We start from the raw sequence: 20,588 nt of genomic DNA on the forward strand, positions 1-20,588 counted from the left end.
GTTCTATGCGTATTGGTTGAACTCCATAAGCTATTTTGCTGAAAGACACATTAATACTCTGTACATTCCAAAAATTTCATTTGCAGGTACATCAAATGGTTTAAATTTTGGATCTGGATTTATAGAGTAGCATGATATATATCCTCCTTTATTTGATTCGTGAATTTCTTTAACTACTACTCCATTCGGCGTGTCAAGTACGTATACCTTTCCCCAATCTATGAATATATCAGGGTTTATCTTTTTGATTAAAATGCGAGAACCGGAAGGATATTCAGGCGCCATACTTTCTCCATATACAGTAATTGCGAAATCTACATTTTCAATCGGAGATACAATTGCTTCACAGTTTTCCAATGTTACTCCAGGTTCCGCAAATCCACTAAGCGAGCCTCCCATTGCTGACATAGGTAAGAGATAGGTTTTGAAGTTTTGCTTTTCTTCTTCATGGTTACATGCTGCTTCCTTTTCATACGGTTTGCCTTCTCCTGTTAAAAGCCATTTCATGTTAACTCCTAAATCCTTATCATCAATTATGCTCATCAGCATATTGTATGACGGTTTGCTATATTCAAGCGTTGCTTTGACAGTTGCTTGTACGAGGTTTAGTTTGCTGCAGAACTCAGCTATGCTACCATCGAAGTTGTCATCAATGATTTTACGTATTCTATCATTGACTTCGCTTGCGATATTATCGCTCGTTTCTTCGCAATAATTATTAATCACCATTTCTCCAAATTCAGCGAGCATGTTACTGTATAGCTCATTACTCATGGGCTTCTTTTTGTTCTCTATCTCAGATAGATACGATTGGGATATGCCAAATTTGTTACAGAAATCTAGCTGTGTCATTTTAAGGCTTTTACGCAGTTTGGTAACATTTAGTTCTTTCATATAAAGTTAAATATTGTCAATGTAGCGATAATATCTTGCGATAATTAGCGATATATTGCAGTAAGATAGTATATTTGCATCATCAATCAATCACGAAACAAAGATAGTTGATTGAATCGGCTTTTCAAATAGTATAAACATATTAAAATGTATAGCCATGACAGATTTAGAAGCAAGAAAAGAAATAGCAAAGATAAACTCAATGAGTTTATCAGCTGTACAGGTGCTCTATAATGTAGACACTAAAGAAGAAGCTATTCAAGTTGTTCTTGAAGCTATTGAGGTTGAGCCTGAATATGATTATACAGATGATGAACTTGAAGCAGAGAGAGAATACCTCTGTATGTCACAAGGCTTATCAAGATAATAACTTAAATATACACGATTATGAAAACAGATTTTAGGCACGATGTAATGATGATGGCTCACGAGATTTTCAAGGCTACAATGAAGAACTGGTCTGTATGCTTGACAAAGGCTTGGCAACTTTACCGATTGGTAAAGATGTTTCGGGCAGGTATCGTAAAGTTCGCTTATGAGAAATCAAACGGCAGTCTTAGAAAAGCAACTGGTACTTTGAAAGGTGCTTCTGAAATGGTGAAGGGTTCAGGCAAGAAGAATTACAAGACTGTTTGCTATTTCGACGCAGATGTAGAAGCGTTCAGAAGTTTTAAGGTTGAGAATCTAGTAGCCATCTACTAAAAACTTAGGGTAGGCAGACGTAGAGAATATTCTACCTACTCACTATTGATTAGCTCTTTGACATAATGTAAAAACCATTACAGTGTAATTCATAAACTGTTTTGGTCAACCAAAGATAACGAATATAGAAACTGCCATAGCTGAAAAGCGGTGACTGGTGGTAAGGCTATATAATTTGAATGAACTTACTTTCAGCACGCCAATTTGTCTTTAGCGTGGTGAGTATGCTTGGTGTAAGGCACAAGTATCGCTGAGAGGTCTATATAAAACCCTATGGATAGTTAATGACTGGCATCTGATAGCGAGAATCGGGTAGGGTGCAACACCGCAGCAAAGGTTAGTGCTATGCCGTATTAAAAGCCGTGAGGGATGCGAAGTGCACCGCTACCCCTTTACCCTTATACGGGCGGTAAACTATTAAAATCAACTATTATGCGAGTTACATTTTTAGCTACAGTATTGGTCTTGTCGCTCTTAGTATGCGCAATGACCGTTGAAAGTCTTGGCGTTGTATTTTGGTGCTCTCTAGCTGCATTGGCTTGTACATGTCTATACATTAGTAAGCATGAGAAAGAATTGGATGCTGAATTGAGAGGCATGGGAAAATGATATTGTTTTGTCGTGTTTTATTTTGTGTTTGTGCTGAGGTGTGTCGTTCGTGAGGATAGCACACTTTTCTTAATGGAGGTAAAGTGGTAGTGTGTGAGCTCACCTATCCAATTGGTTATATTGCCGGTTCGATTCCGGTTGCCTCCACTAATTATTAATTTAAAATCAGGCTTATGGAAAAGGTAGAAAGCAAAGAAAAAATGAGAAATTTAAAGAAGGGTGGGCAACTTAAGCTTCCTATATCTTCATTAGAAACAATTCGTAATAACGTGTCACTTCTGAATGCTAAGCATCTTCTTGAAGGGAAGAAATGGACATCAAAGTCATATCCTAAGAAGGGGACAGTTATTGTGACAAGGGTTTCATAACTCTCAACTTACACGATTATGGAAAGAGTATTAACCGAACTTACCCAAGAATGTGAATACACTGCACAAATGTATGCATTAGGTTATGAAAAGAAGGAAATCGCTTCAATTAAATGCAGGGCGTTAAGCACGATCAACAACCAACTGCAAGAAGCATTCAGAATTCTTCATGTAAGAAACGGCAGGGAATTAGCGAAGAAACTGTATGAGCGGATGTCTGGAATAAGTTTCACGATGGACTTTTCGCCGGCTATACGTGCGGGAATTACCTGTTGTCTACTATTGATTTTGTGTCTTGACGGTCACTTTGAAATGAGAAGATTGAGAACATTTAGGTCAAGAACCAATATAGAGTTAACATGTAAGGTTAGAACTAGAACAAGAGGAAGAGATATGCCTCTTGTAGCTTAAAACAATACTTGTATGAAAAGAGGAAAGATAGAACCTATTCAAAAGTTATGGCTGAGTAAGGATGAAGCTATGGCTTATTTAGGATGCAGTGGAGACTATTTAGATAAGCTTCGTGGAAGTGCTCAGATTTCTTTTGCTAAAGATGGAAAAATGATTTGGTACAATCTTGAATCAATAAATAGATTTTTAAATAGAATGAAAGTTATATAACCCTTTAATTTTTACGATTATGAATAAAGAACTAACATTAAAAGAAAAAGAATCCGCATTTGAGGTTCAAGCCGTGGATTTGAGTATGAACACGCTTCCTTCTTTGGAAGATGCGCAAGAACTGCCTATTGATTTATGCGGCAACTATTGGACGCCTGAAAATCCGGGAGAGTATAAACGTGTGTTCTTCGTAGAAATCAAACCTCAAAAGGTTTTGAGTGCTACAGGTAACGGTCAGTTGATTGATTTGGATTGCGCTTTCTTTGTTGAGCAAAATCCGGAAGGTAATCTTGTAACTATAACCAATGGCTCAAGACGTTTAGTTGGTATGCTTGAACAGTATGTGGAGAGTGGCCTTATTAAAAACGGGACACCTCTGAAAATTACATTCATGGGAAAGCGTAAAAACAAGACGAACAATTTCAGTTCAGATAATTGGTCTGTGAAACCGCTACGAATTGAATTGTCTGTTGCTGGATAATGAGTGATTTTGATTTGAACAGTATGGCAGAAGGGGAGGAACTCAACCCTTCAGCCTATAATCCGGATGATTACCCAACTAAAGAGACTGTTCTTGACTTTATTTCGCAAAACAGTCACATACGTCCTATAAATATTGACTTGAAGTCATTAAGTAGAAATGGGGTCGTGAAACGCGACCCCATGGAACTATATCTTCAAAGCAAGTATATCTCATCTTCAAATTTGAAAAATGCACTTAAAACACCTCGTTCATTTTACTATGATTGGGAGAGAGTTTTTGAAGAGAAACCGAAGCCCTGCTTTCAATTAGGTACATTTGCTCACATGGCTTTTCTTGAACCTCGTTTATTTGAACTTGTAAAGGTTGAACCTACATGTAATCAGGCATCAAAGGATGGTGTACTTCAAATGATTGATTTCTATGGCGAGCTTCTATTAAATGAAAAGGACTATGTGAAAGATGCAAAAGATGAATATCCTTCTGTGAAATGGAATTTCAATGCTCTTAAGGACTACCGGGATAATCTGAGGCAGAATCTTGTTGATCTTGGTTATTCTTTCATCAGCGAGGAAATGAATATGATTATCACTGCCTTGAAAAGAAACTATTATTGGTATGGCGGTGGCATTATTCCTCAAATTCTCAAAGGGGCTTATTCGGAAGTATCCTTCTACGGGAAAGATGAAGAAACTGGACTTGATGTAAGGGTAAGACCGGACTATTTCAATGTAGAAGAGAATATCGGCGTAAATGCCATAATCTCTTTCAAGACCACACGAGCCGATGATCTCGGCAAGTTCTACTATGATTGTGCCAAACTCAAATATGAGTTATCAGAGGGTATGTATCAGGAAGTAATGAGTAGTATAACAGATCGAAACTTCAATGTAACCATAATGATTATGTTGCAGACGGTTGAACCCTATGATGTGGCGGTTCTTTTCTGGGCACCGGATGATTTGGCGAATGGTAAGTATAAGTACCACTATGCACTTTCCATCGTAAAGGACTGCTTCGAAAAGAAGTGGTTCCCCGGTTACGATGCCAATGCCGAAGAAAATGCACATGGTATAATTGATATGCAGCTTCCTGAATGGAGCCAAAAGATGCTTCATCCGGTAGCGATAGATGATTTTGAATAAATGGAGTTATGCAAAACAGATATTCAACATATAGAGCGCCTACTGAAGCTGTGTTCGGATAAGATAGAGAAGTATGCACCTAAAACTTCGCCTGATCAAGATTTGTGCAGGCGTTGCAAAAGAATGATTAAACGAATAAATAATAAGAAATGACAGATTTAAAAGATTATTTGCCGGATGAAATAAAATTCAAATTGCCGGTAACAGTAAAATTCCCCGAAGTGATTTTCCCTGATAGTGTCTGCATGGATGATGTGAAAAAGAAGCTTTCAGAAAATTTTGTGACCATCCAAGAGAAAGACGTGATTGCCAACAGAATCATGGATGATTATGAAATTTCTATCCTTCGGGCGAATTACGGTGAAATAGCAGAGAAGCAGATGCCAGAACTTGAAAGTCAATTTGAAGCTTTAAAGTCGGAGTTTAATTCAGCCAAAAAAGAATTTGAAGCTAAGATTGCTTCTTTGCATACCCAGTTTAAGGATTTGGTAAGTCTTGCCAAAAAGGGTATTAGGGACTATCCGTTGAAGATGATTGATACTTTCCGCATTCCGATTATGGGATATTACTTGTATTATTCTTGGGTGAATGAATCTTTCCGTTTGGCGCTGGTCCAAGAGATACCTAAGCACGAATATGACGACTTATTCAATTCGGGTGAAATGAATCAAAAGGCGTTTGAGGCACTTGGTTACGAGTTACCAAATATCAATGTTAAAGATACCCGAAAAAATGTGCGTAAGTTTGGCAAGGGCGAAGATACTATTGAGGTTTGGGAAGAGAATGGTGAAGATGTTTGGTTAGAACATTGGGTTGAAGCTTTCCTTGATGAGGATAATGGAGAAGTAGTTCCTATACAACGCCATGAATGGCATCGTGTACCTATTGAAGAAAGTCCGTGGAGAAGGGAGGAGAATAATGAGCAGACTTGCACACAAGAAGGGGAGACCGACGAAATATCGGCAGAAGTTGAAGAATAATCCCTATTGGGAAGAAGTTAAAAGTAAGGTTCGCATTCGTGATGGGCATAAATGCCAAATGTGTGGCAAAACTTACAGTTTGGAAGTACATCACAAAGTCTATAAAATAGGTGGTGTATCTATTGTCGGGCATGAACTTGAATGTTTGCATTGCTTGACGACTCTTTGTGAGGACTGTCATGCAAAGGTTCATGGAAAGTAACTTTGTTAACCGGCTTTCTCGGTCTGTGAAGATGGAGAGGGCAAACGCGGGTAGGTAGACATAGAGCCAGCGCAAAGAGGCGCATCGGGGTTGGAATCCCCGCCTATCCACAATGGGGAATGTTGTTTTTCACTCTATTTTCGGATTCCTTCAACAAAAACATTGAAATGAGTGCGGTTAGTTTTTGCTGTTTTTAATCCCGTAAATAAAACAGCACATGGGCGGTTGCATGGAACAGACCGGCACTAAGTCGCTCTGGGGAGTTCGATTCTCTCACCGTCCACACAATCAGCCACAAGAGGATTGCCCGATAGGAACAATTGTGAAGTGGCATAACCTCGGAGCAAATGCTTCGGGGTTTTTATTTCGATTTTATTAATATAAGAAATATCTATGAGACAGATTAGTAACAAACAATCCCAGCGGAATAGAGAGGTGGCTAAGATAAAGCGGAATCTCCCTTCTGTATGTGCCATTTGTGGAAAGTTGGCTGTTGATGCAGCCCATCTAGTTCCTAAGAGTATATACCCGGAGCATTACACCAATCCACTCAATATAGTTGGTTTGTGTAGAGAGTGTCATAATAAGTATGACAATAATTTATCTTTCAGACAAAGGCAAAAGCGGCTTATTGAGCGAGTGAAGTCTTTTGATGAATGTGCTGCAAACAGATATTTTCATTTATATGATCTGGACTGTCAAAAGTCAACAATTGTAATGAGTGACTATTATTTAGGATAATATGAACAGTTATCAATTAATATCAAAACTCAAGAAGATACGGGATGATACCTATCTCACAGCAATCGATCAATCTCTTTATTATGAGCTTATTTCTATGTGCAATGATAAAAGTTGGAAAGAAGTGTTCGAGGTACGCAGCAATGTCCTTTGTTCTTCTCTTAATATTTGGGATAAGACATTGCGGAAGTCGAGAAAAGCTCTTGCCGATGCTGGGCTTATTTCTTTCGAATCCTGCAAAGATAAAAGGATCGGTTGTTATTATTCATTTACCCAAAAACTAAGTAACGACATGAAGATACCAGTAATATCATCGGTAAATGGTACTGATGAAAATACCTTAGAAATTACCGATGATACCCAAACAGACGAACCTCAATCATCGGTAAACGATACGGTAATATCTTCGGTACTACGTACTGATGAAAGTACCGATGATAAAAAAGTTACTTCGGTAATATCATCGGTAAATGGTACTGATGAAACGCAAATTCCACCTTATAAGAGAATTCAAACTTTAAACAGAGAGAGTCTCGCGCATACGCACGAGAACTCCCCACCTGAGAATCCTAAGAAGTCCAAGAAAAAAGAAGGAGACGAAAAACCTTTGGTCTATCCTTTCTCTTCGATAGCTTTCATGTCTGCATGGGAGGCACTTCGCCGAACTCCGAAATGGAAAAAGAAACTCAACTATGCTTTGCAGCTCTCACTTGACAAACTTTCCAAGTTTGAAGAAGAGTTTGCCATCCGGCAGATAGAAAGAGCTATTGAATCAGATTGGACCGGAGTTGTATTTACTGGAACTGAACATGATTATCAAGAATGGTTAAAGCTAAAATATGGAAACAATAGGAACGTTGATAAAGCAGCAAAAGCAAGAATGCTCCTTGATGAATACACTGCCATTGAGCAGGGAAGTCATGTTGGAATCGGTAAAACAGAGATACCCGACCTTTAGCGGACTTTCAACAGCATTTTCATCCTCACTTCAACCGGTATTGCTCTCTGATTTAAACAAAGCCTACAGTGATAAATCTCCAACCATAGGTGATTTAGACCGTATGTACGAGTATGGTGCTTCTGCCTTATGGGTAAAGACCCAATTAACAGGTATTGATTTCGTGTCATCAACCAAGGAAGATGCAGACATGAATGCACTAACAGAGTTCTCTAACTTGTTTTCACGTCAATATCATAGCACTAAATTGACAGAGTTCTTGCTATTCATAGCTCGGTTCAAATTAGGCCAGTATGGAAAATTTTATGGGTACTTCGACATGCTTACTATTGGTGAAGCATTTAAAAAGTTTATACGTGAACGTGCTTATGAGATTGATTCTATTGAACGAAGAAAGAATAATCAGAAATACGACAATCCTATTGCTGAGTTTGAACGGTATCACGAACCAGCTGATTATATTCAAGTTGAAATTGATCGGCATAAAAGTAAATTTAAAAACAAATGAAAGACATAAAATTAATCAAGACTATCTTGTCAATCTTAGCGGCTTATGCTGCTTTTTATTTTGTCTGCTACTGGATAGCAGATTATTGTTTAAGAACTTATTTGTAACACTATGAGATCACTAAAAGAAATTGCAGCATAATGAAACATATAGAATTATTCAATGACCACTTTCAGAACTACAAAGTTTATGGAATACCAAAAGCCCAGCTTATCATTGCTGACGTTCCCTATAATCTTGGGAACAACGCCTATGCGTCTAACCCTGTTTGGTACGTTGACGGAGACAACAAAAACGGAGAGAGCAACAAGGCAGGTAAAGAATTCTTCGATACTGATAAGGATTTCCGTCCGGCTGAGTTCATGCACTTTTGCAGTCAAATGCTTGTTAAAGAGCCAAAAGATAAAGGGAAAGCTCCTTGTATGATTATCTTTTGCGAGTTCGAAGATCAATTCAGGTATATTGAACTAGGAAAACGATATGGGTTAAATAACTACATTAACCTAGTATTCAGAAAAGACTTTTCAGCCCAAGTATTAAAGGCTAATATGAAAGTTGTAGGCAATTGTGAGTATGGTTTATTACTCTATCGGGAAAAGCTTCCTAAGTTCAATAATGATGGCAGAATGATTTTCAATTGTTTTGATTGGGTGAGAGATAGCGATACTCCGAAAGTTCACCCAACACAAAAGCCCGTTCCGCTTCTTCGAAGGTTGATAGAGATATTCACCGATAAAGGCGATGTCGTGATTGACCCATGCGCCGGTAGTGGTTCCACCTTACTCGCGGCAGCTCAAGTAGGACGCAAAGCATACGGATTTGAAATCAAGAAGAATTTTTATGCTGATGCGAATAAATTTGTGTTATCCCGCATACAACAAACTTTATTCTAATAAATCTCCAAACCAATAAAGAGGTGAATTTATTTGCTTCCCAAATCTCCCCACCATACAAGAGTGCCAATGATTCCCAAGAAAGCTATTCTACTAAGAACCCAATCTATTCCAAAGCAAAAAGCTAAATAGCAAATTGTGATTATTAATCCAATAGCAATCCAAGGCTTCAGTATCTTTAAAATATAATCCCGATCAGACGGATAATGGTATTGTATGTAGCGATTTAGTCTCTTTAAAAAAAACTTTATATTTCTCATAGTATAATATTATGTTCATAATAAGTCAGACATGCCAGTAGATTCAAGATGTATTATGGAGTGAGTATACTCTTTTTCAACATCTGTTTTAGTTCTTCAATTGCTAAAACGTGGTCTTTTCCTCGGTGAATCATACAATGGCAATTAGGACATACAGGCATTAGATCAGTTTGGGGATCAACAATTTGTTCTCCAGTTTCAGAAAGAGGTTTTATATGGTGGATATGAATAAAACCACGGCCGACTTCACCATAAGATTCGAGAAAGTTAAATCCACATACCATACATGTATAACCATGGATGTCTAGTGCCTGTTGACGTAGTTTAGGTTTTCTTTCATATGTAGTTGAGTAAGTCCTTTTTTGTTTTCCCTCTGTTACATTGGATGTTAATTCTTCATTTTGATCTATTACAATTGAAATACAACATTGAGAGAGTATTTTTTCATAGACTTCCTTGGTTATAGGTCTTGTCCCATCTCGCCAATAGTTTGTTTGACGTGAAGTTGGAATGGTCTCTAAATAATGACCATCTTTATCCTTTGTAAAAATTGGACTATCAAATGCTTGGAAATTTATTATCTCAGAGAAATAATCATTCTTAGTAGAATTAGGATCAGGATATTGTTTGCCAATCTCTCCAATTCCAAAATAATGAGCTTTCGATGTCAAGCGATATTTCTCATATTTTTTATCTGTAAGATTACCTTTATAATAAATAACCTTAGTTCCAGGTACAAGAGATTTCAAATGCCGTTTGGGATGATGATATAATTCCCCAGTCTTGTCTTTCCATTGTGATAAGTCATTCTCAGTTATGATAGCGTACATAGTATTAACTCTTTTAGTTTAAGAACAAATATATAAGTTTTCTTCGAGTATATAAATTTAAATAGAAAAATAATTATTCCAATGAAATACCTAATAACCAAAATCGAGTATATCACCGGTGATACCCGCCGAAGTGAGAAAGTAAACATCGAGACTGACGATATCGAAGTCGAAAGAAACAGACTACGCGTAGAGAATCCTTGTTATTTGATATACTTCACCTATACGACTGTACCATGTTGACACTTGGTGATGATGACCTGCCGATCGGTAGGAGGAAGAAAGGCAATTACATGAGTATCGGAGGAGTTCTACACAAACGCTGTAGCCATTGCGGTCAATTCTTCCGGCTGAACTACTTCTACCCACTGAAGTACACCCGCAATGGGAAGCGCTTTGAAACCCTGCAATCTTGGTGCAAGTTCTGCACTATCACTGAGAATTGCAGAAGGGTAAAGGAAAAATCGAAAATCAATTAATTAATAACAAAATAGTAATGAATAAAACTCAAAAGGAATTGTTAGCAAGGCTTATGACTGTTACAAACAGTCTTGGAGGAACGCTTGATGGAACTGCAACTTGTGAGCAAAAGTATATTGATAGACAACGAGCCCACATGCTCTCATACAAGGTCATATACGGTTTATTCGGTGATAATCCTAATAATCCATATCGTGAAGATGATATAAGCAATGCTTATAAAGCTATTGAAGAAATGGAGAAGCTGGAACAAAATATATATCCTGACCGAAGCGGCTTTTTAAAGGATGAAGAAAAACAATAATCCTCAATACAAAGAAAAAATGAATATTATGGAATACGGATATGAAAAGAAAGATCACCGTGGTAACTTGGTTTACCCGATGTACCCAGTACAAGAAGAAAAGGCTGACCATGTAATAGCAGCTTATATTGTAGGTAATGGTTATGTGCCTGTATCACCAGTAACTTATGACTCAGAAGAAGAATGCCGCAAGGCTTGTGACGTACACAATAACTTTCACAAGTGGACGAAAGTAGAAGTTGAAGCCATCTTCTTCAAGTCAATTACAGGACAATATCCAGAAGAAACAAAAGAGTAACAATAAATAGATAAAAACTTCATAAAAAATGAACATCGGACTAATAGACGTAGACGGTCATAACTTCCCTAATTTTGCTCTTATGCGTGCATCTGCATATCATAAGTCAAGAGGTGATCAAGTTGAATGGGCTATTCCTTTTAATAGATATGACAAGGTGATGGCGAGTAAGGTGTTTGCTTTTACTCCCGATTTCAACTACTTGTCATTACAGGCTGATACCATTGAAAAAGGGGGAACCGGATACGACATAAAGAAACGACTATCGCACGAGATTGAGAAAAGCCCATTGATGGACTATTCAATATATCCTCAGTATAATTTTTCAATTCAATTCTTTAGCCGAGGCTGCATCCGAAAATGCCTTTTCTGTTTAGTTCGCGAAAAAGAAGGATATATCCAACCTGTTTCCCCGGTTGATCTAAATCCACAAGGAAAATGGATCGAGGTACTGGATAATAATTTCTTTGCTAATCCAAATTGGAGAGATTCGGTTAATTATCTTCTTAAAGCGAAACAGCCCGTAAAACTTCACGGCGTGGACGTTAGAATTATGAACGAAGAGCAAGCGTATTGGCTGAATAAATTGAAAATGAAGCAGAACATACACATCGCTTGGGATTTACCGCAAATTGATCTAACGGACAGGCTTAAAGAGATGATAAAGTATGTAAAGCCATACAAGATTACTTGCTACGTATTGATTGGTTTCAATTCCACTATTGAGCAAGATTTGTTTCGGCTTGATACTCTCAAAGGTTTAGGTATTACTCCATTTGTACAGCCATATAGAGACTTTACAAATAACAGGAAGCCTAAACAATACGAATTAGACCTTGCGAGGTGGGCAAATAAGATGTGGCTATTCAAGTCGTTTGACTTTGCCGATTTCTCGCCACGCAAAGGATTTAAGTGTGACTATTATTTAAAACAATTAGCGTAAACAATAAATAACGAACCAAGAGGCAGGCACGGCGGGAATCCGTGAGTTAAACAGAGTTGCACCCTGTTGAGGTTCGTTTTAAATGATTATTAAAGATACAGTATTAACCCTTTAAAATGATACAGCCGCACCCCTACAATTATCCCAACCGGTCCAGCCCCGCCAAGCGAGAAAGGACTACATCAACCACTTCCGGCAAGAGAAACCACTAGAAGGTATATTCTTCACTTCTTTTGCCAAGGAATTACTTGAAAAGCGCAGCAGACGCAAGTCTGAACACTATGCCGCCGTTTACGATACGATCATCAAGCACATAGATGCTTTCTCCGAGGAATTTGAATGCGACATCTATACCAATTCTGTTACAGCGGAGTTCTTAGATGATTTCATCGTTTATCTCGAAGACCAAGGCTTGAAACATAACACCATCGTAGGCTATATACAGAAGATTCAAACTCTCGTCCGCCGGGCATCGCAGTACAATTATGCAGTAGATAACACTTACGATGAGATTGATTTGAAATTAGAACCAACAAACGCCGTGTTCCTGAGTATGAATGAGATTACCCGCATTTACTATTACAAGTTCGAGAATCAAGATAAACGGAAAGCCAAGGAGCGTATAAGAGACTTATTCGTTATAGGTTGCCTTACCGCTCTCAGATACTCCGATTACTCCACGCTAACGAAAGATAATTTCCAAGGTAATTATATCGTGAAGCGGACGAAGAAGACGAATATAGACGTTAAGGTTCCAATGCACGATTATGTAAAAGAAATCTTTACCAAGTATAACGGTCGCATCCCTTGTGGGCTCTGCATTCAGTACGTCAACAAGTATTTGAAAGTGATAATGAAGGAAATAGGATTGAATGACCTTGTGACCTACTCTTATACTCAGGGTGGTAAGCTAGTTACTGTTACCCGTGAAAAGTGGGAATTAATCAGCAGTCATACGGCCCGACGGCCAGCAGCTACCAATATGTATCTCACCGGCAGGATGAAGACTTTAGAGATAATGAAGCTAACCGGACATCGAACTGAGCAAAACTTCTTCCGATACATACGATTGACTGGCGAAGATACCGCCCGATCTATATCCGGGGATATGTATTTTAGAAAATAAACGATTAAGATTAAAAGAAATGAGAACAATAAAATTCAGAGGAAAGAGACCCAATGACGGCGAATGGATATTCGGAGACTTACTTACCAGTAGTGATGAATGTTGCCACATATCACAAGTAACTATCTTAGAGGATATATCAACAAAGCAGTTTAGAGAGTTAATTACAGAAGTTATATCCAATACAGTCGGTCAGTTCACCGGACTACTCGATAAGAGCGGTAAGGAGATATACGAATGTGACGTACTCAACAATGGACAGCGTAATTACTGCGTGTGCTGGAATGAATCACGTGGCGCATGGTGGTTAAAAAGCAAAGACCTCATATATACTCAACCGCTTGGATTTCTATCAACAGAACTCTTTATTATCGGTTCAACCCATGATAATCCTGAACTACTGAAAGGAGGCAAAGAATGAGTTTTACTTCACCGTGTTACATAACGCTGATAGATAAGGAAAAGGCACGTGAAATATGCTATAAACTCCTTTGCTTAGGGTATGAGTTCGTAAATGATAGCGGTAGATACATTGACGTATATTTGAATCTGTCTATAGATGAAACTGGAAAGATTATCATTAGCACAGGTATGTCTCGTTTCCATATACATAGAAAAACAGATAAGTATCTAAAAAGCAGGAACAGATACAATACCTATGGTGCACATGTCGACTGCGGTACCAACGAGCAACTATTCCTTGCTATCGCTGCAAAACGTGATGGCACAAGCACAAGGCAATACTGGGTCTTTGATGAAGATTTTGAATCTCACAAGAAAGGAGATTTCGTTATAGGAAATTTCACCCGGTGCTCATGTTATTGTCATGTGGCAACCGTCGAGGAACTTATCAATCTCTTTAAAAACAAAGAACAATGAAAAATCAAACCCCATCAATCGAACAGATGAAGCAATTGCAGTCGCTCGGTGTAGTCGCAAATAATGCGAATGCAATCTCTCTACTTTTTCTTTTTAGAGCGATTAATAAATGGAAAAGACATCATTAGTCCTACTGCAATAGCATTTTTAATTAAATCGGCTTTATGTGTATTTTTATGTGTAATTGATTCATTACGTTTTTTTGTCTCTTGGGTTTGCTTAATATCATTTGTCTTAGTGGTTTCTGTTTGAGAAATATCAGATGACCTCCCTAATGTACTTAATATTGACAAAATAAGGTCTTGAAATTTTTGCTCATAATCTGGATAAGCATCAATCCAGTGGTATTGATTTAAAATTAATCGACTTCCACCTTTTAATGGAGTTTCATCAATGCGATATGGGATTATGTGCTTTTGTTCTGTGAATGCAACATTAAGCTCGCCTTTAACCCAGTTTGAAGCAGAAGACTGTTTTGAGAATATGATTACAAATATCTTGCAATTAATTATTGCATCATCTATAACATCTCCATATTCAGACCCAGAAGGAATGTTCCGTGGTGCGATCCAACATTTTATCTTATTTTGTTCCAGTGCATGACAAATTGCTAAGGAAGCTTCACTGTTTTCATGTGAATAACTTATAAATACATCATGTCCCATAGTATGTGTGTTTTTATTTTCACAAATATATGATTTTATTTTATTAAAATGAAAGAATAGTATGATAAATTTTGAAAACCAAATTGCTACCACCCGGGAGCAATCAGAAAAATTGCTCTCCCTTGGAGTATTGCCGGAGACGGCTGATATGGTATATCACCATACAAAGAGTAAAACGGCTGCACTTGAATGGGAACTTAAACCATATCCGCCAACTTTAAGAAGTACTACCAAGCTGAACATTGCGAGACTTGCAAGCTCACTTCATAAGCACCCTGATGGAACGACAATGACTGGTGAAGAAGTGTTTGATGAGATTTGGGGAAAGGACGTGCCTGCTTGGTCTTTATCTCGACTTATTGATATGATGCCATCCGAGATAACTATAGATAGAACTGTAGGTGGTCTTTTTATATCACATATAGACATCTCTTATTTTGGATTTAACTCTGACAAGACAATAAGTTTCCTTACCGGATTTTCCATAGGAGCCAATGAAACAATATTTGATATTTGCATTGATATGATTGATTGGCTTATCAAGAATCGGCATTTTAACAAAGAATATTTGAAATGAGAAACTAAATGAAAGCAATCACCATCAAACAACCTTGGGCATCCTTAATCGTCCACGGCATCAAAGACATCGAGAACCGAACTTGGGCGTGTCCTAAGAAGTATATCGGGCAGAGGGTGCTAATTCATGCCAGCAAAAGACGAAGATGGGTTGAGCCTCTTTCTATCTTTTCTTTAGCTCAATTTGAGGTTATCCGTGATGATAAAAGATTCATCCGAGGCAGTAATACCAATCCACAGGTGATTGATTCCGCCATCATCGGCAGTGTTGAGATAGTAGACTGTGTTATCAATCACCCTTCAATCTGGGCTGAGAAAACAGAAGTAAAGGCAGATGAACATGGATTACCTTACTATGGGGATAAGACCTATAACTGGGTACTTGCTAATCCCGTACTCTTTGCCAATCCTATACCGGCTAAAGGTAAGTTATCCTTTTGGGACTATCCCGGTATCAAAGAGGTGAAAATCGAATGCCCTGAATGTGGCAGCATAGAGATAGCAGTTGAAGATTATACTACAGCTCCGTTTCCCACCTTCTTGCATAGCTGCAATAAGTGCGGTCATGTTATAATGGAAAGCGAATGGGCGATTAAGTAAATGAGTATGCAAATTACGATTATGCCTTTTGAGACTTTGTTCATCAGAATCTTAAAATAAATTGATAACAACGAATCACCTTTCTTCTTACATTTGTACGAGAGTAAACTTCTACAATAATAATACCAAATTTAAAAAAAAAAGAAAATGAGAGAATTAACGAAAAAAGAGAAGAAAATCGTAAAGGCTTTAATCGAAAATTATGATCCCGCAAATGGTCTTTCCGTTGGTGATATTCTTAAAAAAATATACTCCATTAAAAGCTATAAAAAAGTCAAAATTAGTAATGCCGAATTACAGTGTAATGCAATCAAAGACCCCCGTAAAGTTGAAATTGAATATTATTATAGACCTGGTATCGAATTTAGAAATGATTTTTATGAAGCAATACTACTAATTAATATGCTTCAAAAGGATGGCTATATTGTATTGAGTTTGGTTATTGAAAATGATGCTATTGGAGATACCAACAAAATAGCTTCCCCTTGTAATCCAATAACAAAAGAGGGGCAATTAAGAATCGAAACTTTTTATAATGACTTGGGAGTTGATTTATGGGAAATGTTAAATTGCTGGTTTGTAGTATCAAACTTTTTATTTGATTTCGTGGATAATGATTACCAAACACTGGAACAAAGAAATTTCAAGGAAGAAAGGAGAGATACAAATACCGAAATTCGGATAGCTTTCCTCGTGGGTCTCTTTGGTATAATATCGAGTATTATATCTATGTGTCAAGATGTATCTATATCACAAAAGAATATTGATGATATTGTCAAAGCCGTACAAGAAGCTAAGATAGATGTTCCTGATACCATTAAAACTTATATTGTTAACGATACTGCGATTAAAATGAAAAGTCCTGAGTAATCAAATATAGAGTAAAGGAATATTTTTCATCACTAATCATCACCCGGCATTGAATCTCACGGTTCGATGCCTTTTTTATTCACCCAGTCCCCACCTAATTAACCCCTTGGTTAGTAATCAGCAAGGTGGGGGCTTTACTTATAAACATAAAAAAAGCCCATCTTCCCAGACGAGCAATCTTTGTTAACCTTAAATCTAATACTATGAAAAACACATTGCAAAGGTACTGACTTTCGGGACTTCTGCAAATTTTGGAGGTCTACAGACCGTTCTTATAACATGGTTTAGCGGAATAATAACTATGTTAACAATTAACATAATCAAATTAATGAATTAACTAATTATGAATAGTAATAAATACCCTCTACGCATCGATCATCGTACAGTTATCTACGTCACCAAAGATAAATGTAACCCCGAATACGCAGAGAAGAAGAGAATGCAATTTAATCCTGCACCTGTAATGGAACATAGAGGAAGTAATTTCCGGGTGTCTATTGATGTTGAAGAATTAAGGACCTTCGTACAAAGCGGTATGCACCTTAAAGAGATCGCTAAGAAGATGGGAGTGAGTAAGACTACGGTTGAGAAGTATATTAAGAAATATGATTTGAGAAATGAAAAGAAAGAGTGAGTACAACAAGGCTGTTAAGATGGCTTTGAAAGTAGAGTTCCTTACAAACCGTGAGGAACTCTTTTTATATGTCGGTGCTCTCTATTCTGCAATGATGTGGGGTAGAGAAATTGATGAAAAGAACCAGGCTATCCAAGAAAGGGATAAGTCTTTAAAATAGAAAAGGAAGAACGAGCCCGCACGACCAAGCTTATGTCCTTCCTTCTTACACGATTATGATACAAATATACTATTTACTTTTAAATTAATCGTGTTATGGTGAAAGAATTTTCAGTAGTTTCAGAGCTTAAAACAATACGTGAACAGAAATCAAGACTAACAGAGAGGGAACAGGAGTTATCATCTCCTTTACTGGAGGAGTCCGAGCTTATCCCGGTTGTATATGAATGGTTTAAAGAGATACTTGCCGAAATGGATTTTCCACCTATGGCAGACAGTCCCCATCAAAGAAAGAAATTCCTTTTCATCGCCCTATTCTTATTTGCTCCCAGTGTGTTGGCAGGCGGTCGTATGCCTAATGGAGTGAGAAAGGTGCTTGAAGAGGTATTCCCCAATGTCCGACCTTGTACAATATCGAACAATATAGCAGATGTTTCTTTTCTCTATCAACAATATAAGGACTTCCGACAAGATATAGAGTATCTTTACACCGAAATAATAAATCGTTTGAAATTCAAAGGGCTAATCAATTAGAAGGTGCTACCATAGCACGAAAAAGAAAGCCGGGGTTTATGGCCCCGGCTTTCTTAGAAGTCTTCTTTGATGCGTTCCATCGAAATTATTCGAGTTGTCAATAATGATACGTCATTATTGGGAAAGTTTCCTTTTATCTTTTCTATTTCTCTTTTAATCTCAAGTATTTCTTGCTCTTTTGATACGATAATATAGTTTATATGTTTAGGCTCAAATTTCAAACCATAATCTTTTATTGAGTTGTTTAATTCTTGAATTTGCCCCGGAAAGAAGGCTGTTGCAAACTCAAAGAGTGGTTCATTTTCTTTCTTAGGAACATATCTCCACTCTCTTTCATCATAATACCGTTTGATTATATCTATGTATTGATTTTTATCATATCTAATTCCCTCATACGGTTTTATATAGGCATATTGGTACAACAAGTTGTTTATAATAGCTTGTAATTCAGAGAAGTTTTCTACGCTATTCCTCTTTTCGATTAATTGTTCAAAACTGTTCTTTAAGGTGTCAATTAGTTCAACTTCTTTATTGACATAAAGCACAGGGTTTAAATTATTTCTTATTGCCCATTCTTTGGTCAGACCTATTGCATATTCTCCATACCAATAAGCGTGTTCCTCTATTTGAGACAGTGGTATATCACAAAAACAAACCATTGGAACTTTCCATCTTTTGCTTTCTACCAGATAGTTTTCTTCAGTACAATAACTTGGTCTGAAATCGCTCTTTAAAATATTGATTAAAGTTTCTTTGCTTTTTGTGAAATGAAACAAAGTATTTGCACTAAGTGTATTCATTTAGATTCTCCTTTCTCTATCTTGATTTTACCTCCGCAGTGAGGACAAGTGATAGTATTTTCGTCTTTCTCCCTTTCTCTCTCGAATAAATCGACAATATCCACATCTAAAGCTGATGCAATGACATTAAGTTTACCGATAGTTGGATTACCGGATGCGCAAGCGTATAGGGCTTGATAGGTTATACCGATACTGGTAGCCAATTCTTGCATGGTCATACCTTTCTCTTTGCAGATTTCTTGTATTCTTAGCATAATATTCAAATTATAGTTTGATGCAAAGATAGGAACTATTTTCAAACTATATATAGAATAATAAATAAATAATTCAAAAAATAATTTGAAAAAATATAGAATAAGATTTGTTTTATTCAAATTAAAGTTTGATATTTGCATTATAATAATCAAAATAGAATTTGAATAACTAATAAGATATATGATTATGAAAATTATTAATGGCTCAAATTTCGATAGCATCAATATAGGTGACATTATTGTATCGATAGCTATCTGTAGTAAAGGTACTCAAGACATTATTGAAATTAAGGATTCAGTAAGTGAGGCAAAATCGTTTGTTAAAGAAGAAAATTACAATGATCTTGTTGATTATTGGTATTTAGCTGCTGAAGCAATAAATGAAGATGGTGATACTAATCCTGCTTTTTGGGGCAAATCTCGTAATGAGGCTATTTCTAGACTAAAAAGAGTATTAAAGTAATTAAATATACAATTATGAAGAAGTATAATTCAAAAGGCGAATTAGTCGCAGAAGGTTGCTTAGTACCCAATCCTAATTTCATCCCTAAAGGCGATTATAAAGAAACAGAGTTAGACAAATATAAACGTAGCGTTGATTTTCTGCTTGTATCAGTAGGTAACAGGTATGAGATACGTTTCAATAAACCTATTACACTCAAAGAAACACGTTCTATTAAACACATGGGCGGTAATGGCTATCTTGTTACAGAAAAAACCTTAGAGAGCCTGAAAAAGCAATATACACACGCTTGTGACTTTTAAAACGATACGATTATGAAGACAAATGAAATTATAGTTGGTTTGAGATACAGAATTTCTGGCGATTTGGCTAATGGTCATTATGCAGATGTACACCTTGTGTAACCCATGATGATGTAGTGCGAGTAATTAAGAGAGTTACAGAAACTCACATTGTTTGCGAATGTGACCGTAAATTTATAATTAACGATAATCTCAAGATAGAGAATTTTTAAGTTTAACCGGTAGGGCGAAAGCCCTACATAATACATACGTTATGAAATTGAATAAAACAGAAACAGAACTTTTACTTGCAATTATCACAGGTAGCGTTAATCGTGATTGGTATAAAATGCAAGGCAAACGCTACGATGAAGCAAAAGATAGTCTTAAAGCAAAAGGATTTCTAAGAAGTAATCAACGTGGCATATTGGAATTAAATTTATCTGATGGTTATTTAAAACAAATAGGTTACTAATCCGGTAGCCCCATCACTGAAACAATGCAGAGAAGAATGTGACATTTGGCTAAAA

34 protein-coding genes and 1 tRNA gene are annotated in these 20,588 nt (G+C 37.0%); 30 read left to right on the top strand and 5 right to left on the bottom strand.

All coding sequences use genetic code 11. The features are described from left to right. Positions 1-30: 30 nt before the first annotated feature. Entirely contained in the window at positions 31-894 is an 864-nt protein-coding gene (locus Q1W14_RS10025) for an XRE family transcriptional regulator (protein WP_300701254.1), read from the bottom strand. Positions 895-1,051: 157 nt separating this feature from the next. Between Q1W14_RS10025 and Q1W14_RS10030 the strand changes: the two genes are divergently transcribed. The 13 genes from Q1W14_RS10030 (at position 1,052) to Q1W14_RS10090 (ending at position 9,102) form a co-directional block, all read left to right on the top strand. Continuing rightward, complete coding sequence (locus Q1W14_RS10030; RefSeq protein ID WP_300701255.1) at positions 1,052-1,261, top strand: hypothetical protein; 210 nt, start codon at positions 1,052-1,054, stop codon at positions 1,259-1,261. Positions 1,262-1,281: 20 nt separating this feature from the next. Next, on the top strand, positions 1,282-1,596 hold the full coding sequence (locus Q1W14_RS10035) for an SH3 beta-barrel fold-containing protein (RefSeq protein ID WP_300701256.1): 315 nt from the start codon (positions 1,282-1,284) through the stop codon (positions 1,594-1,596). A gap of 683 nt (positions 1,597-2,279) precedes the next feature. Beyond that, positions 2,280-2,352, top strand: a tRNA-OTHER gene (locus tag Q1W14_RS10040). A 26-nt stretch (positions 2,353-2,378) separates the two neighbouring features. Then, positions 2,379-2,573: a hypothetical protein gene (locus Q1W14_RS10045; RefSeq protein ID WP_300701257.1), complete on the top strand. Its 195-nt coding sequence runs from the start codon at positions 2,379-2,381 to the stop codon at positions 2,571-2,573. A gap of 18 nt (positions 2,574-2,591) precedes the next feature. Continuing rightward, positions 2,592-2,984: a DNA-binding response regulator gene (locus Q1W14_RS10050; protein ID WP_300701259.1), complete on the top strand. Its 393-nt coding sequence runs from the start codon at positions 2,592-2,594 to the stop codon at positions 2,982-2,984. Positions 2,985-2,996: 12 nt separating this feature from the next. After that, on the top strand, positions 2,997-3,194 hold the full coding sequence (locus Q1W14_RS10055; RefSeq protein ID WP_300701260.1) for a DNA-binding protein: 198 nt from the start codon (positions 2,997-2,999) through the stop codon (positions 3,192-3,194). A 19-nt stretch (positions 3,195-3,213) separates the two neighbouring features. Further along, positions 3,214-3,675 carry a hypothetical protein gene (locus Q1W14_RS10060; RefSeq protein WP_300701261.1) on the top strand — a complete coding sequence of 154 codons (462 nt, stop codon included), beginning with the start codon at positions 3,214-3,216 and terminating at the stop codon, positions 3,673-3,675. Continuing rightward, positions 3,675-4,820, top strand: a complete 1,146-nt coding sequence (locus Q1W14_RS10065; RefSeq protein ID WP_300701263.1) for a PD-(D/E)XK nuclease-like domain-containing protein — start codon at positions 3,675-3,677, stop codon at positions 4,818-4,820. The genes Q1W14_RS10060 and Q1W14_RS10065 overlap by 1 nt, the downstream gene beginning before the upstream one ends. Positions 4,821-4,969: 149 nt before the next feature. Further along, entirely contained in the window at positions 4,970-5,800 is an 831-nt protein-coding gene (locus Q1W14_RS10070; protein WP_300701265.1) for a hypothetical protein, read from the top strand. 595 nt (positions 5,801-6,395) lie between these two features. Next, positions 6,396-6,743 carry an HNH endonuclease gene (locus tag Q1W14_RS10075; protein ID WP_300701267.1) on the top strand — a complete coding sequence of 116 codons (348 nt, stop codon included), beginning with the start codon at positions 6,396-6,398 and terminating at the stop codon, positions 6,741-6,743. A gap of 1 nt (position 6,744) precedes the next feature. Then, complete coding sequence (locus Q1W14_RS10080; RefSeq protein WP_300701269.1) at positions 6,745-7,701, top strand: hypothetical protein; 957 nt, start codon at positions 6,745-6,747, stop codon at positions 7,699-7,701. Further along, positions 7,664-8,209, top strand: a complete 546-nt coding sequence (locus Q1W14_RS10085) for a DUF6633 family protein (RefSeq protein ID WP_300701270.1) — start codon at positions 7,664-7,666, stop codon at positions 8,207-8,209. The genes Q1W14_RS10080 and Q1W14_RS10085 overlap by 38 nt, the downstream gene beginning before the upstream one ends. 140 nt (positions 8,210-8,349) lie before the next feature. Next, complete coding sequence (locus Q1W14_RS10090; RefSeq protein ID WP_300701271.1) at positions 8,350-9,102, top strand: site-specific DNA-methyltransferase; 753 nt, start codon at positions 8,350-8,352, stop codon at positions 9,100-9,102. Positions 9,103-9,415: 313 nt separating this feature from the next. Here Q1W14_RS10090 and Q1W14_RS10095 read toward each other — a convergent pair whose 3' ends face one another. Then, on the bottom strand, positions 9,416-10,192 hold the full coding sequence (locus tag Q1W14_RS10095; protein WP_300701273.1) for an HNH endonuclease: 777 nt from the start codon (positions 10,190-10,192) through the stop codon (positions 9,416-9,418). 81 nt (positions 10,193-10,273) lie between these two features. On the opposite strand from Q1W14_RS10095, the gene Q1W14_RS10100 reads away from it, so the two are divergent. The 8 genes from Q1W14_RS10100 to Q1W14_RS10135 all read left to right on the top strand — a co-directional run bounded on the left by Q1W14_RS10100 (position 10,274) and on the right by Q1W14_RS10135 (position 14,222). Next, positions 10,274-10,435: a hypothetical protein gene (locus Q1W14_RS10100; RefSeq protein WP_300701275.1), complete on the top strand. Its 162-nt coding sequence runs from the start codon at positions 10,274-10,276 to the stop codon at positions 10,433-10,435. Further along, a complete protein-coding gene (locus tag Q1W14_RS10105) occupies positions 10,429-10,671 on the top strand; it encodes a hypothetical protein (protein WP_300701277.1) in 243 nt (80 codons plus the stop codon). Before Q1W14_RS10100 ends, Q1W14_RS10105 begins: the two co-directional genes overlap by 7 nt. Before the next feature lie 17 nt (positions 10,672-10,688). After that, positions 10,689-10,976 carry a hypothetical protein gene (locus Q1W14_RS10110; protein WP_300701279.1) on the top strand — a complete coding sequence of 96 codons (288 nt, stop codon included), beginning with the start codon at positions 10,689-10,691 and terminating at the stop codon, positions 10,974-10,976. 28 nt (positions 10,977-11,004) lie between these two features. Further along, positions 11,005-11,274, top strand: a complete 270-nt coding sequence (locus tag Q1W14_RS10115; protein ID WP_300701280.1) for a hypothetical protein — start codon at positions 11,005-11,007, stop codon at positions 11,272-11,274. A 28-nt stretch (positions 11,275-11,302) separates the two neighbouring features. Beyond that, positions 11,303-12,217, top strand: coding sequence for a hypothetical protein (locus tag Q1W14_RS10120; RefSeq protein WP_300701281.1), 915 nt, complete (start codon positions 11,303-11,305; stop codon positions 12,215-12,217). A gap of 181 nt (positions 12,218-12,398) precedes the next feature. Further along, positions 12,399-13,343 (top strand): phage integrase SAM-like domain-containing protein, encoded by a 945-nt coding sequence (locus Q1W14_RS10125; protein ID WP_300701362.1) that lies wholly within the window; start codon positions 12,399-12,401, stop codon positions 13,341-13,343. A gap of 19 nt (positions 13,344-13,362) precedes the next feature. Next, on the top strand, positions 13,363-13,764 hold the full coding sequence (locus tag Q1W14_RS10130) for a YopX family protein (RefSeq protein ID WP_300701283.1): 402 nt from the start codon (positions 13,363-13,365) through the stop codon (positions 13,762-13,764). Beyond that, positions 13,761-14,222, top strand: a complete 462-nt coding sequence (locus tag Q1W14_RS10135; RefSeq protein WP_300701285.1) for a hypothetical protein — start codon at positions 13,761-13,763, stop codon at positions 14,220-14,222. Before Q1W14_RS10130 ends, Q1W14_RS10135 begins: the two co-directional genes overlap by 4 nt. Before the next feature lie 80 nt (positions 14,223-14,302). Here the strand turns inward: Q1W14_RS10135 and Q1W14_RS10140 are convergent, their stop codons facing one another. Then, complete coding sequence (locus Q1W14_RS10140) at positions 14,303-14,887, bottom strand: toll/interleukin-1 receptor domain-containing protein (RefSeq protein ID WP_300701287.1); 585 nt, start codon at positions 14,885-14,887, stop codon at positions 14,303-14,305. Between the two features lie 61 nt (positions 14,888-14,948). Here Q1W14_RS10140 and Q1W14_RS10145 point away from each other — a divergent pair, with 61 nt between their 5' ends. The 6 genes from Q1W14_RS10145 (at position 14,949) to Q1W14_RS10170 (ending at position 18,260) form a co-directional block, all read left to right on the top strand. Further along, positions 14,949-15,464: a hypothetical protein gene (locus Q1W14_RS10145; RefSeq protein ID WP_300701289.1), complete on the top strand. Its 516-nt coding sequence runs from the start codon at positions 14,949-14,951 to the stop codon at positions 15,462-15,464. Between the two features lie 8 nt (positions 15,465-15,472). Next, positions 15,473-16,063 (top strand): ASCH domain-containing protein, encoded by a 591-nt coding sequence (locus tag Q1W14_RS10150; protein ID WP_300701290.1) that lies wholly within the window; start codon positions 15,473-15,475, stop codon positions 16,061-16,063. A 147-nt stretch (positions 16,064-16,210) separates the two neighbouring features. Beyond that, the gene (locus Q1W14_RS10155; RefSeq protein ID WP_300701291.1) at positions 16,211-16,933 is read left to right on the top strand and encodes a hypothetical protein; all 723 of its coding nucleotides are present in this window, start codon (positions 16,211-16,213) and stop codon (positions 16,931-16,933) included. Between the two features lie 343 nt (positions 16,934-17,276). After that, positions 17,277-17,567: a helix-turn-helix domain-containing protein gene (locus Q1W14_RS10160; protein ID WP_300701292.1), complete on the top strand. Its 291-nt coding sequence runs from the start codon at positions 17,277-17,279 to the stop codon at positions 17,565-17,567. Further along, positions 17,551-17,727: a hypothetical protein gene (locus Q1W14_RS10165; protein ID WP_300701293.1), complete on the top strand. Its 177-nt coding sequence runs from the start codon at positions 17,551-17,553 to the stop codon at positions 17,725-17,727. Before Q1W14_RS10160 ends, Q1W14_RS10165 begins: the two co-directional genes overlap by 17 nt. 95 nt (positions 17,728-17,822) lie before the next feature. Further along, complete coding sequence (locus tag Q1W14_RS10170; RefSeq protein ID WP_300701294.1) at positions 17,823-18,260, top strand: hypothetical protein; 438 nt, start codon at positions 17,823-17,825, stop codon at positions 18,258-18,260. 53 nt (positions 18,261-18,313) lie between these two features. On the opposite strand, the gene Q1W14_RS10175 is transcribed toward Q1W14_RS10170, so the two are convergent. Together Q1W14_RS10175 and Q1W14_RS10180 are read right to left on the bottom strand one after the other, a co-directional pair. Then, on the bottom strand, positions 18,314-19,060 hold the full coding sequence (locus Q1W14_RS10175) for an abortive infection system antitoxin AbiGi family protein (protein ID WP_300701295.1): 747 nt from the start codon (positions 19,058-19,060) through the stop codon (positions 18,314-18,316). Beyond that, a complete protein-coding gene (locus Q1W14_RS10180; RefSeq protein ID WP_300701296.1) occupies positions 19,057-19,314 on the bottom strand; it encodes a helix-turn-helix transcriptional regulator in 258 nt (85 codons plus the stop codon). Before Q1W14_RS10180 ends, Q1W14_RS10175 begins: the two co-directional genes overlap by 4 nt. A gap of 187 nt (positions 19,315-19,501) precedes the next feature. Here Q1W14_RS10180 and Q1W14_RS10185 point away from each other — a divergent pair, with 187 nt between their 5' ends. The 3 genes from Q1W14_RS10185 to Q1W14_RS10195 all read left to right on the top strand — a co-directional run bounded on the left by Q1W14_RS10185 (position 19,502) and on the right by Q1W14_RS10195 (position 20,533). Then, positions 19,502-19,777 carry a hypothetical protein gene (locus Q1W14_RS10185; RefSeq protein WP_300701297.1) on the top strand — a complete coding sequence of 92 codons (276 nt, stop codon included), beginning with the start codon at positions 19,502-19,504 and terminating at the stop codon, positions 19,775-19,777. A 14-nt stretch (positions 19,778-19,791) separates the two neighbouring features. Further along, positions 19,792-20,079, top strand: a complete 288-nt coding sequence (locus Q1W14_RS10190) for a hypothetical protein (RefSeq protein ID WP_300701298.1) — start codon at positions 19,792-19,794, stop codon at positions 20,077-20,079. A gap of 253 nt (positions 20,080-20,332) precedes the next feature. Then, complete coding sequence (locus Q1W14_RS10195; protein WP_300701299.1) at positions 20,333-20,533, top strand: hypothetical protein; 201 nt, start codon at positions 20,333-20,335, stop codon at positions 20,531-20,533. Positions 20,534-20,588: the final 55 nt, after the last annotated feature.

The sequence above is a fragment of the Bacteroides sp. genome, from assembly GCF_030151085.1.
Classification (GTDB): domain Bacteria; phylum Bacteroidota; class Bacteroidia; order Bacteroidales; family Bacteroidaceae; genus Bacteroides.